The organism is Gemmatimonadaceae bacterium (assembly GCA_035633115.1).
Taxonomy (GTDB): domain Bacteria; phylum Gemmatimonadota; class Gemmatimonadetes; order Gemmatimonadales; family Gemmatimonadaceae; genus UBA4720.
Genome location: DASQFN010000102.1, coordinates 82,705 through 97,542, shown reverse-complemented (window position 1 = coordinate 97,542; position 14,838 = coordinate 82,705). Strand labels below are relative to the sequence as shown.

The 14,838-nt window shown below is 57.0% G+C and carries 9 protein-coding genes; 1 reads left to right on the top strand and 8 read right to left on the bottom strand.

The genetic code is table 11. The features are described 5' to 3' along the window. Nucleotides 1-17: 17 nt before the first annotated feature. The 8 genes from VES88_12405 to VES88_12370 all read right to left on the bottom strand — a co-directional run bounded on the left by VES88_12405 (nucleotide 18) and on the right by VES88_12370 (nucleotide 12,844). Nucleotides 18-3,215: an AAA family ATPase gene (locus tag VES88_12405; GenBank protein HYN82298.1), complete on the bottom strand. Its 3,198-nt coding sequence runs from the start codon at nucleotides 3,213-3,215 to the stop codon at nucleotides 18-20. A 479-nt stretch (nucleotides 3,216-3,694) separates the two neighbouring features. After that, nucleotides 3,695-4,129 carry a hypothetical protein gene (locus tag VES88_12400; protein ID HYN82297.1) on the bottom strand — a complete coding sequence of 145 codons (435 nt, stop codon included), beginning with the start codon at nucleotides 4,127-4,129 and terminating at the stop codon, nucleotides 3,695-3,697. A 1,144-nt stretch (nucleotides 4,130-5,273) separates the two neighbouring features. After that, the gene (locus VES88_12395; GenBank protein HYN82296.1) at nucleotides 5,274-6,041 is read right to left on the bottom strand and encodes a hypothetical protein; all 768 of its coding nucleotides are present in this window, start codon (nucleotides 6,039-6,041) and stop codon (nucleotides 5,274-5,276) included. After that, on the bottom strand, nucleotides 6,038-6,853 hold the full coding sequence (locus VES88_12390; GenBank protein HYN82295.1) for a hypothetical protein: 816 nt from the start codon (nucleotides 6,851-6,853) through the stop codon (nucleotides 6,038-6,040). The genes VES88_12395 and VES88_12390 overlap by 4 nt, the downstream gene beginning before the upstream one ends. A gap of 575 nt (nucleotides 6,854-7,428) precedes the next feature. Further along, a complete protein-coding gene (locus tag VES88_12385) occupies nucleotides 7,429-7,830 on the bottom strand; it encodes a hypothetical protein (protein ID HYN82294.1) in 402 nt (133 codons plus the stop codon). Nucleotides 7,831-8,334: 504 nt separating this feature from the next. Next, nucleotides 8,335-8,517 (bottom strand): hypothetical protein, encoded by a 183-nt coding sequence (locus tag VES88_12380; GenBank protein ID HYN82293.1) that lies wholly within the window; start codon nucleotides 8,515-8,517, stop codon nucleotides 8,335-8,337. Continuing rightward, nucleotides 8,517-9,095, bottom strand: a complete 579-nt coding sequence (locus VES88_12375; GenBank protein HYN82292.1) for a hypothetical protein — start codon at nucleotides 9,093-9,095, stop codon at nucleotides 8,517-8,519. Before VES88_12375 ends, VES88_12380 begins: the two co-directional genes overlap by 1 nt. Beyond that, nucleotides 9,092-12,844 (bottom strand): choice-of-anchor D domain-containing protein, encoded by a 3,753-nt coding sequence (locus VES88_12370; GenBank protein ID HYN82291.1) that lies wholly within the window; start codon nucleotides 12,842-12,844, stop codon nucleotides 9,092-9,094. Before VES88_12370 ends, VES88_12375 begins: the two co-directional genes overlap by 4 nt. Nucleotides 12,845-13,283: 439 nt before the next feature. On the opposite strand from VES88_12370, the gene VES88_12365 reads away from it, so the two are divergent. Then, a complete protein-coding gene (locus VES88_12365; protein HYN82290.1) occupies nucleotides 13,284-14,816 on the top strand; it encodes a DUF6345 domain-containing protein in 1,533 nt (510 codons plus the stop codon). The last annotated feature ends 22 nt before the right edge of the window (nucleotides 14,817-14,838 follow it).

Here is a 14,838-nt window from a genome sequence, read left to right as displayed (position 1 = left end):
CCCTCGATGTCGTCGGATCACTCTACCGGACTGTTAACTGTGATTTTCACAGTCCTCGGTTGGTCTTGACCTGCTCTCATGGTATAAATGGTCGTGATCTTCGGAGTCACCTTGACACACATTCTCGGTGAAGGCCGGACGTTGCCAACATCCGGTGAAATGCTTGCTGTGCCTTCGCCGACGGTGGCATAGCAAATTCTGGCGGTGTCGCCGGCGAAAATTGTTCTTGGCAATGCCGAGAAGAATCTGATTCTGATCGATTCTTTTGGTGGCTCCGGAGGCCTATACTCGGCCCTTCTTCGGTCGCTTCTCCCGCTCGCATCGCTTGCCGTGAGCGTAAGAGTTGTCGGCTTTGTCAGTCTGATCGTCCTACAATCCCCTGGCAGCCTCACCGCACCAACGAAGGGCTCAATCCTGGCGCTCACGGCATTTTCGACCGCGTAGCATAGTTGCGACCTGCCATCTCCGGTATCGATTTCGAACTTTGTAATCCGGACGGGAGGCGCTCTCTCCGGTTCTGCTAGTTCAACAATTTGCTCACGCGTTTCGGGTTGCCCGTCTTCGCCTACTGCAGTCAAGACGTATCTAGTTCGCGCTTTCGGAGAGTTGCTAATGCAATTGCTTCCGGTTGGGATTTGTTTGCTGATGGGTGCGAGGGACGCTCGCTCCGCATCTGCAATCTCGTAGCATAGCTGCACCGGTTCTCCGGCCGTGACGCGCTGCTTAGAAGCGCGGAAATCAATGATCCGCGCATGTTTCGGCGGCGCGTTGACCGAAACGGTAAGCTGACGATTCGCCGTACGGTTGAACGATCCGACCGCAGACAAGGTGTAGGTTGTCGTCTCACTCGGTCGGACTGCTGTACAGGCTCTCTCTCCGGGCGATGGCATTGGGACTCGGCCGACATCGTGATCTATGCTCAGCGTGATCGCCCCGCTTGCCTGGTAACAGAGCGTTGCTGCATTCGGCCGGGTAATCGTCGAAGGCTCGGCCGTGAACTCCAACGCAATATCGGGATGCGCAACGTCGACTCTTGCCTGTCGCGTTACGACGCGCCCCTCACTGCCGGTCGCAGTCAAGGTGAAGGTCGTCGTCTCTTTCACGGTGGTGGCGACGCATCCCTCGCTCGTGGGTTTGATCCTGCCAACCCCGTTATCTATTTCCAATCCGTCACCGTTGAGGACGTTATAGCAAAGAGCGACGCTTCCCTCGTCAGTCAATGAATTCGGCCGTGCGGTGAAGCCCGTGATTTGCGGCGCCGGCTTACTCACGGTAACAGTTGTCTCGCTGGTGCTTGTTTGACCCTCTGAGTTCGAGGCAGTGAGTCTGTAGGTCGTAGTAGCTTCCGGCGCGACGCTGACGCATTGCCTGCCTGTTCCTGCCTGGAGACTTGGAATGCCTCCATCAATCGCCACGCTGCTGGCGTCCTGGAGTTGAAAGCACAGCTGCGAGCTCTCACCAGCCACGATTCCTGGCGGCGACGCACTGAAGCTCAGAACCTGAGGCAGTGCTGGCGGCGGGGCGGGAATCGCACTCGGAGCAGTCGGTGGTGATTGAGGCGGAGGAACATCGACGTCACCGACTGAGTCGTCATTCCCGACGCGCAACCACGGCCCGAACAGAAGCACAGCTAGCAGCCCCGCTCCGGCAAGAGAGGGCACGCCGAATTTGATCAGCGGCGAAATCCCACCCGGCCCTGGTTCGCGGCCCGGGCCATCGGAATCCGTTGGCGGTGCCGGGCCCAGAAGAATGTTCAGATTGTGGCGTGTGGCCGCTGCTCCTCGTTGGTCGTTCAGCGCTTCTCGCAGCGCGAGCGCGCTCGTGAGAGCGCCCTTTGCTTCCGAAGTAGCTCCAAGGCACAGAGCGCGCGTGCCGAGCTGATGGAGAGCCCAAGCTTCTTCCGCGCGATTCTGCTCGGCGCGAGCGGACTCGAGTATCGACTCCAATGACGCGCCCCACATGTCCCACTTTCCACTTAAGGTCAGTGCCTCTTCGGTCCCATGACCGAGGCGTGCGACCTCCGGCCAGAACTTTGCCGACGAGCCCCACTTCAGAATAAGCAGGATGGGCTGCGCGGATTTCGTGATTGCTTCGGGATTCCCTGGTTGTTTCTCAACCCACTCGACGAAATGGGAAAGAGCACGCACTCGGAGGGAAGTCAGATTTCCGGGGAGTGCGTTTTTGAGATCACTCGACAGCGTGTATTGTTTGTCGTGAGAGTAAATGAGCCCGCGTCGCTCGAAATCGTCGAGTATCCGTTCGACGCCCGAAACTTCTGCAACTGCGCCGACATGCTGCGCTGCGACGGGTGCTCCATAGAAAACGGCGAGAGCGGAAAGGACTTTCTTTTCATCCTCTGACCGTGATTCAATTTCCGCCGCCGCGAGCACTTGATCGAGAGGGACAGATGGATCAGGCGGGACGATGTCGACCAGTGAACGTTTTTCGTCGCGCGCCTGGTTGGCCGCTCGCATGATTCTTTGCGGATTACAACCCACCAATTCACAGATATGCTCGGCGGCATTCCGTTCTTCGGTGGATAACGTCCGGCCCAACTCTCGCTCGAAAAGGCTTATCGCGTCGGCGGTCGGCAGTCCCTTCAACGCTACTTCGCGCGCTTCACCGAAGAGACTTCGCTGTGACGTAGCGGTGATGAAGGCGCAGTTGGGCGCAATATTCATCAGCTGCTGGATTTGCTCGCCAGTGCTGTCTACATCATCAAGCAGAATCAGCGCCTTGAAGTTCTGCAGATAGTGGCGGATCTCCGTGTCGGTCGGCTTGATCGGCGAGTCGTATTCGTAGAAAGCGTCGAATAGCGACTTCAGAAGATCCGCGTTGGACTGATGGTTGACCTGCGAGTAGATGACGCCTGCCGAAAAGCTGGAGATTTGCGGCTGATGAGCGAGGTAGCGAAGGAAACTGGTCTTGCCGGAGCCTGGCTCGCCGGTGCATTCGAGGGACTCGTTCGACGCGAGCGCGCGGATACTTTCGGACGTTTCAGTGCCACGGTCGAGCAGGCCGGGGAATGGTCTCGGACGGAGGGAAACGGGGTGAGGTCGCGCTCGCGGCGGCTGCGGGTCTTCTCTCTGAACGTAGACGATGCCGCCTTTCACATCGCCGATCTGCACGATGTGATGACCGACAGCGACCTGGCTGCCGCTGCCTACGTCTCCAATCCGAGCGTAGATGTCTGTTGCCTGTACGGCTTGAGCCATGAATGGCTCCCTTGGCTCTGTTTACGTCGCCCGTATGGCACGTTGCCGCAGCACCGCATGATGCGCTTCTGGCGGTGTGACATCATCGCTCCGTAGATGCCACGAAAAGACTCCATCCTCCTCCAACAGGATCACTGCTTCCTCGCCGTCTGCGAGCGATACGTCAAGTGTCAGCCTAAGTCTATTATCAGCCTCTCTGAGCGCTGCTGGGCGACGGCGCCCCCGACGCTTGGTGCCCTTGGATGGCTGCGGGATTCGCTCGCGTACGAACGGAAGCTCTGTAACAAGCTCGAGCTGCTGTCCGGCCAAACTCTTGGTGAGTGCGTCCCCGATATTCGGCGCCGAGGCAACCGGTGTCGCGGAGCGGAGTCGCGTTCCAGTTCGCGCCTTCGGTCTTGGAGGCGAGCCAACGCGTAAACCGTTGAGGCTGACAATAGCAACGTCAGTCTGTATCTGTTTCGGCATGTGTACCTCCCGGTCTACGCCTTCCTACGAGTCTTCTTCTTTTTTGACTTTTTCTTCGTCTTACCGCCGTGCGCGAGCACAGCTTTGGGATAGATCAGGCCTGCGAATTCGTAGTCGAGCTTATCGATGTCCGGTCCGCCCACGATCGGTTTGCCATTTTTCGTGATCGAGCCGTCGATTTGATAGCACATGATCGAGTTTGGGTCGGCGTGCAGGGTTCCGCGGATGGACCTCTCTTCGATCGGAGTCAAAACCTGATCGCGCACTTCCTGCTCACTCCAGTGCTGATCTTCGCGGTAAAAAGCGATCGCCTTCTGGACGTCGATCAGTTGGACGAGCTCCCGCCGCATATGCTCGTGCTCAAACCCCATCGTGTGGCCGGTTTCATGTCGAACGACGCGATAAAATTCGGAGTCCGGTGTCTTGAGCGTGAATTGTCCGAGATTCATCGTTGGCTGATCGGGTTCTATCTCCTTGATCTCCGTCCCGAGATAAGACCAATAGCCGTCGTTTTGCGGATCGTTCTCGATGCGCGCGATACGGACGACCGGATCCGTGTTCGACAGCGAAAACTTATGTTAGCCATCTTGTTCCAGGCGTTCATGTGCAAGAGGATTTTCTTGCGAAGTGCCGTCGGGGGATTGTCGAGAAAGGCAACGGTTAGATGGACGCCCGCGGGCCCCCAGTATCGTTTCGTTCTGACTGCAATTCGCATTGGCCCGTCAATGAATCCCGGCATTGCCGCCCCCATCCGTTCCCCTGGGGAGTGATTCAACGGATTGATTGCGACCGCATGGCGTGCCGCGCGAATCCAGTGCTCCTGCGGCAAATACCTCGGCCGGCAGCTAATGATGCGCTACGTGCTCTTGGTGGCATTGCCGATTCTCCGAGTCGTGAGAAAATCCGGCGTAACCATGGCGCCGGCCGATACGGTTTATTGCTTAGGAAGCGCCAAGGGATCCCTACTCCCTTCGCGAAGCCTTTCCAGTGTCTTGTTAAGCTCGTCGGACTTTTTGAGCAAATCCAAGGTTCGCGATAGGTCGCTTGCTTGTAGCAGCATTGACGGGTCGACGGGACGGAATCGAATGCCGGGCGCTCCGTTGCCGGGGGCCGTTGAGACAATCAGGCGTCCTGAGCCCAAGCTCCCAGCCGAGGTCGTATTGATTGGCGGTAAACGGCTTTCACAAAAGCTGATCTCTTTCTGTACAGCGTCCCGATCCCTCCGCGTAATTTTGTAGCCGTCACGCACCGACCACTCCGATACCATCCACTGCAGGAGATCTATTCCTCTTGATATCTGAGCTTGCTGTGCGTTGCGCATTCGACAGAGCGACGACCCGAGGAGAAAATCTCCACTGACGGTTGGCCCGTGCGCGTTTCTAAAGCTCTCTAGGAGACGCATTGCTTCATCGAAGCGGTCCGCATTATAGGCAGCGAAGACCGCAGCGGACGGTGTCTGCGCTCCGGCCGAATCGAAAGAGACCCAGGTTAACACCGCCACCAGCGTTGAAAGGAGCAGTCGAAGGTTATTTCGCACGATACCTCCCACAATCGGAAACAAGAAACACTAGGATGTCGGAACTTTCAGCGTGGTCACGGTCTTCCCGATGGACTAGCGGCAGTGTCAGTGAAACCGGGGATGTAGGTCGGCCGCAGCGTCGCGAGTGTTGGCGACGAGCCGGTATCTTGGGGAACAACCCCTCGGTCGTAAATGCTGTATGCCGCGCCGTCGTTCACTTCTGTAGGAGGGTTGGAGGTAATCGTGACCACCATAAGCAGCACGCCGAGCGTGGCGAGAATGATTCCTGGCGACGTGGTAGTCAGAAGAAACTTCGCTGACGGGGCCTCGCCTTGTAGTTGAGCCGGCGTGGTGTCACTAATTTTCCCAAGTATGAATGCTGCCCCAACGAGGCAGAGAATCATCCCTGTGGTAAAGCCAAGTGCCTTGAACCACAGACGAGCGAGCAAAGCCGCTGTAGCTTGATGGTAGCGACGCTCCATAACACTGGCTTCTAAGGCAGCGACCGTGCGCCATCGAGCGCATGAGAAGGCCGACTGACCAAGTAAAGTGCAGTCGATTCCAGCCAGCACGGTCGAGTCTAATTTCAGTTGAGAGCCTGCGAGTACGCGTTCTTGGACTGTGTGCATTTGCCAGAAGAGCGCAATAATGAAGATCGCACTAAGCAAACCCAACGTTCCTTGCATAAAAGGACGCAAACGGTCCTGCCATTGGCTCAATCCCGTGTCTTGCGGTGGGCTCAGAGGTGCTACTTCCACTGGGTGAGCTCCCACGTTGCTGATCGGGTCAGGCGCCCGGTCCGAAGCTGGTTCCAAAAGCGTGGAAGTAACGTCGAGAGTCATTTCTCGTTATCCGCCTTGGCGAGTTTATACGTCAGCCCGAGCGTGGCGGAGACGGCCCTTTGGACCTCGCCTAGATATTCCGGCTTGTTCGCCCAAGTCACGCCGAAAATTCCTGAAACCGCGTCTGCAAATGGCTGAGTGTATGCAATCTTGGCGATTGCGCGATTTGTGCGAAGGTCTCCTGTTATCTGATGTCGGTAAGAAGCGTCGAGGTCGATGCGAGGTCGGTTCATACCTTCGGCCAGCTTGCCGAAATACTGACCATACCCCAGTCCGAAGTTTGCTTCGCTCGAGCGCTCCTCAGCGATAGCGACGAGGTTCGCCGGCAACGAAATGTCGTGCGCCGGACGATAGACAAAGCTTCCCTCGAACCAGTATCTGGCCGCACGCGCGATAGCGTCACGCGTTCCTTCATCGTTGACAAGTGGCGTGAAGCACTCGCTCGTCAGTTGCCGGCATTCACCACGCAGCCAATTGAGATTACGGGAACTTCCCTCATAACGAAACGACGCTTTGACTTCGCGCGGACCGACGAGGTCATCGCGATAACGATACGAGGCGGACACGTTTAGCTGTGGCTGATTGTTCAATAACGCACTGATAGCATCAAGGCCGGCATCCGCCATTGCGGCTCGGCGCAACTGACGTCTCGCGAGTAGACCTTCCGCTTCGGCTCGAAGTGCATTCCGCACGCTATCCGCAAATGCCGGCAGGTAGCAGCCAAGTTGCACACGGGCAGCATTAGCATCTTTGCAAACTTGCTCAGAGCGTCGAACTGGCAGCAGCTTGCCACTAACATCCAGCTCAGTCATCGATCCGAGCGCAAGGATGTCATCCACTCCGCCAGCTTGCGCTATCGACGCTACCAATCGAGAGACTTCCGCGCGGTGAGGCGCGAAGGTTCGCCCCAAGCGCTGGCTCTCCCAGTTTAGGGCCACTGTCGCGCTGACGTCATCCTGATCCTTGAGCGATTTCTCAAGGCGCTCCTTCGTGGCATCACGACTCGCTTCGGGAACTGAGTCAAGCAGGGGTGCGTAAATCGCGGGGGCGTTGAACTCGACACCGGCCTGAGCAGTCGCTGAGGCAATGCGCTGATTGAAACGGAGGGCGAGACCTGTGCGATCTTCCTCCACACCTGGGCGTACCACGGCGCCCGCTACGCGTGGCAGGAAATCGCGAATTGCTGAGCTTAAGGTGCCCGACTGGAGATCAGCACCGGTGGCCGCCTTCGCAGTCTCGTCTTTGACCGCACCTTCGCCCATCAGGCGTTTCAGACAATCTCCGATCGTCATCGTTCCGGGGCACGTCTGGTTGAGCTGCGCTTGCGCAGGCGATGTCGCAAGAAAATTGATGCAGAGGACCAGACTCCATCGAGCATACGTGCGGCTCATGGCGCGCCTCGAACGTTGAATTGGACTTCATCCGTGGCGTTTGCGCCACCCAGGCTACCCCTATACTCGCAACGGAACGGCGTGACTGGATTTCCGTCCGCATTCGAGACGGGTCGCCCATCAGCATCTACGATCGATGCTTCGACCACCACGCTCGTATCCCCTGGCGACAGGTACGTCATCTCGATCAGCAGAAAGAATTGGTCGCCTTGCCGTATGGGGACCTTGAGGGGATTATCAACGAGTTCCGCAACTCCTAGACGAAGTGGAGTTTTGCTTCCCGATGCTGGTTTGAAGAAGCCTTTTCCTTCGATCGTAGCCACCTCAGGCATTACTAGGATGCTGAGAAGCGATCCGGTTGGAATACCATGCCAGATGACGAGCCTTTCTTCAGCCACACAACCTCCAGCGTTGAAGGCGGTTTTACTTTGCTACGCCTCATGCCTTTGTCCGCGACAACGCGCGGGTCGGCCCAACTTTCAACGCGATCGAACTTCGACTCTCGTTCGTAAATCCATCTGGATACAGACGATGACGCGACCAGAATTACAGCGCAGCCCAGGAGCAGTGGAAGAAACAGAACAAAGTAGAGCCCCGAAGCGCCGGCGGTTACGAAGAAGGTGAGTATCGCTGCGACAAGGGCTGACGGATTGAAACACCAGAGCCTGCATCGATTCGCGGTCGGTCATGGTCTTCTCCGTGAAGTGGGTCGACGTTTCATTGGAGAAGATGGCTGCTCTCGAGGTGCGTGCTATGCTGGTTTTATATCATCCAACTGCTGTTTTTGTATCATGCATGTGACTGAGTATGGGTGTTTGAGAAGGTCAATCCTTCTTCCGCCGCGTGGACGCCGTTACGATATGGTCGACTGACGGAGGCGGAGTTCCTAAGACTTTTGCGCTCTACCCGCGATCCCAATCCTTATCGGGATCGACCTGAGCCGGCAAAACATCCCCTCGTCCTGGCTCGGGCACGTCCTCATCGGGGTAGAACTCGGGATCGGACTCGGGATCGGAATCCGGCTCAGGAGAGCGCCTTGGCAATGGTTCTGGAGTTTCTTCGTCTCGGTCCTTTTGCCCGTTCATTAGACACTCTCCTCTGGAATGAAGAATCGGCTTGCTGGCAACTCCTTCTCCACCTCGAGCCGGCATTTCTTACGAAGTTTTTCTCGAACGCGAAACTCCCCGTTCTTTTCTTTCGCTATCTCCGCCATTCGGTCGAGTGTAGCAACGAACATCTCCCGCAAGTCTGGTTCGAACTTTCGCCGCTGACGGATAGCAACTTCAATCTTTTTCAAGTCATACTCGACTGCTCGGTATTTGCCCACTAGCTCCGCGAGTGTCTGAATACGATCGGTCAACTTGAGAAGCGGTTTCGCCACCGCCAACACGGCTGCGATTATCATCAGCATCTGCCAGATAATTCTTCCTACGCCGGCGCTCCAGAAAGTCAGTCCAGCAATGGCGGAGCCAGCCGCCGTCGCGGCTAAAACGAACTCGATCCAGAAATTCTGGCGTTGGAGCGTACTAACACGGCAACTGTAGTACTTCACGTTCAGACGAGCAGTACGATAAAGATCATAGACGTCCCACACCGGATGGCCGGTGTTCCGTTGCGGTTTTGTCGCCCCGTCGACTGGTGGGCTATCGGTATTTTCTGTCATTGGCCGACATTGAATTGGGAGGGCGACGCTACCGGGGAGGATTGACTTTTTCCCGTTCGATTGCTGCGTCCAAGGGGAACAACGAATCTCGTTTTATCGATATCGAGATGCAGCACCGAACCCGGTTGAACGTTGACAACGTCGATCGAGTAAGAGCCGTTCAGGTTATCTCTCACCCGCGTCACCCGTGATACATCCCTGCCATCAATCGCCACAGTGGCGTGAATCATCGTCGCGAGTCCTGGCCCCAGGAGTGCTCCGTCTAATGCGCGAGGAGTGACAGACACAGTGACCGCGCCTGGCACGGGCCTGGTAACGACTTGAACTTTTGTACGGGAAGAATCAACGGGGAGTGCAGCGTAGAAGGACAACGTTCCTTCGCGTAACGGCATTCCGTCACACACTGCAGCTGTCGCCTTGTACTCCACTGTATAACCTCCCTCTATCGCGAGCGCCGGTAATACAAATCCATACAAACCGTCACCCGCTCCTCCATCGCCATGTTGACCATCATCGTAAAGCCGGTACGATCTGACAGTCGTTGGAACAAGTGGCTTGAAGGAATTGCCCCGTCGGCGGAGCAATTCACGGATGATGAGGGAGCGGTCTAGAACAGTGTCGCGACTTTGTGGCCTGCGCGCGGTTGCCGCTCTCAACGCGGGCGCGAGATCGGCAAGCAGTCCACCGATGCTTCGCTGCGGGCTCCGCACCTGGGCCGTTACATGCGCGCCTAGAACTTGATTCGCTCCCTCTGTGAGACGGGCCGTGAATCGAACTGGCTTACCGATTCGCGCTTGATCGATCGCAACTTTGAGCATCAAGTCGCTCTCTACAACCACGCTCACCGATATGCGTTCGGATGCGCCGACGAGTCCGTCACCTCGAACGCGCACTATCCACGTTCCCGCGCGGGGCGGGCCAATCACCGCGCCCGGCGCGAGGTCGACCGGCGGAAATGCAATCTGATAGAATCGATAGCCCGGTTGAGAGACGTAACGCACGAGCCGGTTTGTCAGCGGTGCGGCGGAAGTGTAAACCATGCCGTTCGGTGCAACGACATCGACGGAGAGCTGTGACCTTGGGTTCTGCCAGTATACGATGAAGCTGACTCGTCGATCGCAAGTGCAGAGCGGCACCGGGATATCTCTCGTCGACCCGGCGAGCATCGTGTAGATCGGATCAAACGCCATGTTCTGCCGAAATGCGTCGCTCAGGACTTGAACAAAATCCTTTCGCAGCAGAAGTGGATCCTGCGGGTTGAAGTATCGACCCCCCGACGAAATTGCCAAGTCAGTGAGCGCTGCGGCAGAAATCTGAGATGGGTCTCCGAATCCAACCGAATAAACTTCAGTCGTTGCGGGTATGGCCGGCTTCACAGTCGCGATCATGGGTATCACGTTTTCGACCCCGTCGGTGAAGACCATCAGCACCTGTCGCGTTGTCGTCGAACCCGTCAGCTGCGCTAGACCGGCTTGCAGACCTCCGCCGATAGACGTCCCTCCCCGCGGAAACAGACCGTCGATAGTTGTCTTTACAGACGCTTTCTGAGTGGCGTCAACATTCGCAATAGGCGTTAGCGGAGTGACGACGTCGTCGAACTCGACCGTGCCGAGTCGGTCGCCTTGGCCATCCATGATGAGGTCAGTGAAAAGTTTACTGGCCGCCTTGAGCGCATCCATCTTAGTGCCGCCGCCAACTGGATCAGCCATGCTTCCTGAGCGGTCGAGAATCATGCTGAGAGATGAAGCAGCCGCGAGGACACCGGTGCCGGAAAGAGGAACTGAGACGTTCGGATTCGCGGGGTCGTTGCTAGAAACGGCGAGAGTTCCGTTCGCGGGGGCTGCGCTCGTCGGCGCAAAAACAACTACGAATGACTGACTGGCTCCCGGAGCGAGCGTGCTCGTGGCGGTAGTCGATGGAGGCGTTGTCGAAGGGTTCGGGTCGGACGTTATCGGGAATACTGCGCTCGATGAAGTGAGCGTGACGTTCAGCGGTGAGCACGTTCCATTGTTGGTAAGCGTGATTCGCTTTCCGATGAAGAAGTTGACTTGTGTCGCGCCGAAGTTCAGTGACGTTGGGTTCACAACAACGGAAGGAGGCGGGGCTGATGCACCAGTTCCACTAAGGCTGATGGTCTTACTCACGTTTGCGGGATCGTCGGTCGCCAGCGTCATCGTAGCGCTCGCGGGTCCGACAGTAGTGGGAGTGAATGTCACTTGTACGGAGCCGTTGCTATTCGCGAGAACTGTGAGGCTCGCCGGCGTTCGTGTGAATGGGCCCGCGGGCAGGCTGACTGAGCTAACCACTAAGGGCAGCGCACCAGTGTTCGAAATCTGGAGCGTATTCGTTGTGCTTTGACAATTTGCTGCGGCGCTCGGCAAGGAGAGACTCGAAGCCACCTGAAGATGTGGGAGTCCGCCAGTTCCCGAGAGCGTAATCGTGATCGATGGCCTCGCCGGATCGTTGGTCTGAGCAGTAAGTGTCCCGGTGACTGTGCCCTCTGCGTTTGGCGTGAAGGTGACGTTGAGCGTTCCCGTGCTCATGGCTGCTACGTTCAAGCTTGTAACCTGGGGAGCAAAGCGTGCGCTCGAGCTAGTGATGTTCGTTAACTGCAGCTGCGATCCACCCGTGTTTGTAATGGTCAACGCTTGTGGAGATGAGGCTGTGCCGACACGCTGCACGGTCGGGAACGCAAACGTGGCGCTGAAAACAACGGCAGGAGGCGAGAAAGAAGTGAGCGCGATGCTGGAAACACCAACCAATGTCGTCAGCACACTGCCCGCCGCAGTTGGCGTAGCACCGGTGATGCCGGTGATGGCGCGCACTCCAGGTCCGAACTGCTGGCCCGCGACACCGATGTTGCCATTAGCTGCGACCGACGAAACGCCGGCGAACCCCGTACCGATCGCCAGACCGATCTGCGCCGGCGCGGCAGTGTTTATAATGTCCACAATCGCGACATCAGGACCGTTGAGCTCGCCAACGATTGCGCGGGTCCCACTCAGAGACACCGCCGCTACGCCAACGATTCCGGAAAGATTCAAACTTCCGCCGAGCGTGAGCGCGCAAGCGCTCGTAGTCAATGCTTGAACGCGTGGGCCGTTCTGTTGACCGGCGATGGCTCGCGCTCCGGAAAGACCAACTGACGACACGCCCACAAGCGTCGTATTGACTGCAGATCCTGCGATGACAGGACCCGCGCCGGCGATGTTTATTCCGACTACACGATTTTGATTAAGCTCGCCTGCGATTGCACATCCTCCGCTCGCAGCTAGTGAGCTGATCCCAACCAATACGGTGTTCAAATTCACACCAATTTTGACCGGTGCCGCGCCCGAGATGTCGTACAACTCTACGCCGGGGCCACTCTGTTGTCCGACGATCGTGCGTGTCCCGCTCACTGCTACCGAGGACACTCCCGCAAACGTTGTGCAGACGGTGCCAGTTTGTACTGGTGCATCAGGATTCTGAATGCTGATGAGCGCAATGCGACAACCATTGAGCTCACCAGCGACAACTCGGCTACCAGTCGCGTCGACAGCGATTGACGAAACTCCAACAAGGGTTGTAGTGACCGTTCCTCGCACGACCGGCGTAGCAGGATTGGACACGTCAACAACAGTGACTCGTGGCCCGTTCGTTTGTCCGACGACGGCGAGCTGAGCGCTGGCCGATACCGCTAACACGAATGAGCAGGTTAAGACAGTGGCGACGAGAGAGAGCTGAGGAAACGCGAGGCGAGCTCTCATGGTATCTCCAGCACTGGGAGTGAGAATCGGCGGCGCTTGAAACTCTCCGTCACCGACGAATGCGCGACGATAGCAAAGGATAGAGCGGCGAAAGGGGCGCACAATGTCGGTTTTATATCACCGAAGTGCTGTTTTTATATCACTCCGATACTTCGCTGCAAACTGGAGTCGGCTGATATAAAAACGACAGTTGAGTGATATAGAAACGGCATTGCAGCCAGTGCCGAGCGCCTGAGATTCATACGCGCGAGAAGTTTGTCGACGAAACATTGGGAGGCATCAGATGAGTTACCGACCTTTTCATCTTGCCATACTTGCTGCTGCAAGTTTGGTCATCGAACCTCAGGTCGCAGGATCACTCAGATTTGCAGCTGAGGTACCAGACGCACCCGCGGAACTGCCACTCCTGCGGCTGAGAGCGCAGGCCGCACCGGTTGATTTGATCAACAGGGTTTTAGTTGCGGGTGGCAGCCAGAAGCTTGCGGCGCTTGGCGAGACACCTTTTTTCCGCAGAAACAATATCCGCATTCCTGCGGGAGTTGTCGGCGTAGTCGAGCGCGAGACGGTCAAGGCGTGGGCTGATATGCGCAGCGGCGAGGCAGCGATCTACCCAACGCTCTCCAAGCTGAAGCCAATCTCGCCGGCCGATGTGGAACGGTTGACCTCCGTTGCCCGCGACATTTTCGCGTCGCCCCAGATGTTCCCCCACGACGATACACGCTCGATCGTCGACAAACCGCAAACGCTCAACGGTGCGACTCTGCTTCGAGTGCCGCGTACTTCCACCAGAACCGACAAGAAGGCGCAGTACGCCGTCTATGTCTCCGCTCGTCGCTATGTCGGAAACTTCCCGGTCGATGGGCCGGGGTCGCGAGCGTTACTGACAATAGGCAATGGCGGATCTGTCGAAGGACTTAGTCGAGTCTGGAAAACAGCCAACATTGTCGAGAGGGTGCGGAAGTCGCTCAGCCCGACTGAAGTCCGCGCTGAGATCGCGCGTCAGCTCAGACCCGCATTGAGAAACTCCGACATAGTCGTCGATCGAATCGAGCTTGCGTATTACGACGGCAACAAAGCTTACTTGCAACCTGTCTTTCGGTTCACCGCCCGGATCCATCACATCACGCCCAATGCTGAGGCGCGAACCAGTGATGACTTCGTCATCGGGTACATCCCTTTTGCCAGGGCGATAGAAGCACTGCCGTCACTCGACAAAGTTGACGGTCCAAATCCGGCGACGGCTGCATCAAACCGTGTGACGCAGCCGCGTCCACCCGAGAACGATCCAATAGTCGGTCGGTACGTTGTGCGTAATGATGACGCCGGTTGGGTGAACAATGCTAATGCGTTCTGGAATTCACTCGCGTCTTCGTGGACCCGATCGCTGTTTACAAACTCGCAATACTACTGGGCTGAGCCGCGATTGTTCACCACTCAAAAAAACTCATTCATCAATGCGATGAATTTGGCTTTGATCGAAGTTCATGGCGATTGGTGGCTGTACAGCACGCTTATGAACTGTTGTGATCTGGTGAATATCAACGGCGATATTCCGAGCCCCGGCTACGGTCCGTCAGCCAATGGCAAACTCGCCGATTGGATCATTCATTCCTGCGAGGTCGTTCCCGCACCTGACGATACACCCACCTGGCCAGATACCTGGTGGAATATTTTCGGCGGTGTACGCAACGTCGTCGGCTACCGGACAATCATGTATATCAACGATGCCGCGGGTGGCCCCTACGGTAGCAGCCTCGGACACGTTGCCCCAGTTGTCAGCTCATGGTTGAGTGATGTGATATCGCTGAATGCGTACAGTGGACGTAGAAACAGTGCAGCTCACGGCGGTGTCAGTCGGCCCATGGGACTCCCATCGACAATAAGCATGTGTGGTCATGACGGCGAATCGGTTTTTTCCACGTCGAGTTTAGGTCGTGCCAACTGTCTTACCGTCTGGTGGTTTCCCGATTGATTCGTGACGGACGGCTTGCGTG

Bases quoted from the DNA above. Each gene is read 5' to 3' on its own strand.
- VES88_12405 (HYN82298.1), bottom strand. From the start codon at position 3,215: ATGGCTCAAGCCGTACAGGCAACAGACATCTACGCTCGGATTGGAGAC.
- VES88_12400 (HYN82297.1), bottom strand. From the start codon at position 4,129: ATGAATCTCGGACAATTCACGCTCAAGACACCGGACTCCGAATTTTAT.
- VES88_12395 (HYN82296.1), bottom strand. From the start codon at position 6,041: ATGACTCTCGACGTTACTTCCACGCTTTTGGAACCAGCTTCGGACCGG.
- VES88_12390 (HYN82295.1), bottom strand. From the start codon at position 6,853: ATGACTGAGCTGGATGTTAGTGGCAAGCTGCTGCCAGTTCGACGCTCT.
- VES88_12380 (HYN82293.1), bottom strand. From the start codon at position 8,517: ATGAACGGGCAAAAGGACCGAGACGAAGAAACTCCAGAACCATTGCCA.
- VES88_12375 (HYN82292.1), bottom strand. From the start codon at position 9,095: ATGACAGAAAATACCGATAGCCCACCAGTCGACGGGGCGACAAAACCG.
- VES88_12370 (HYN82291.1), bottom strand. From the start codon at position 12,844: ATGAGAGCTCGCCTCGCGTTTCCTCAGCTCTCTCTCGTCGCCACTGTC.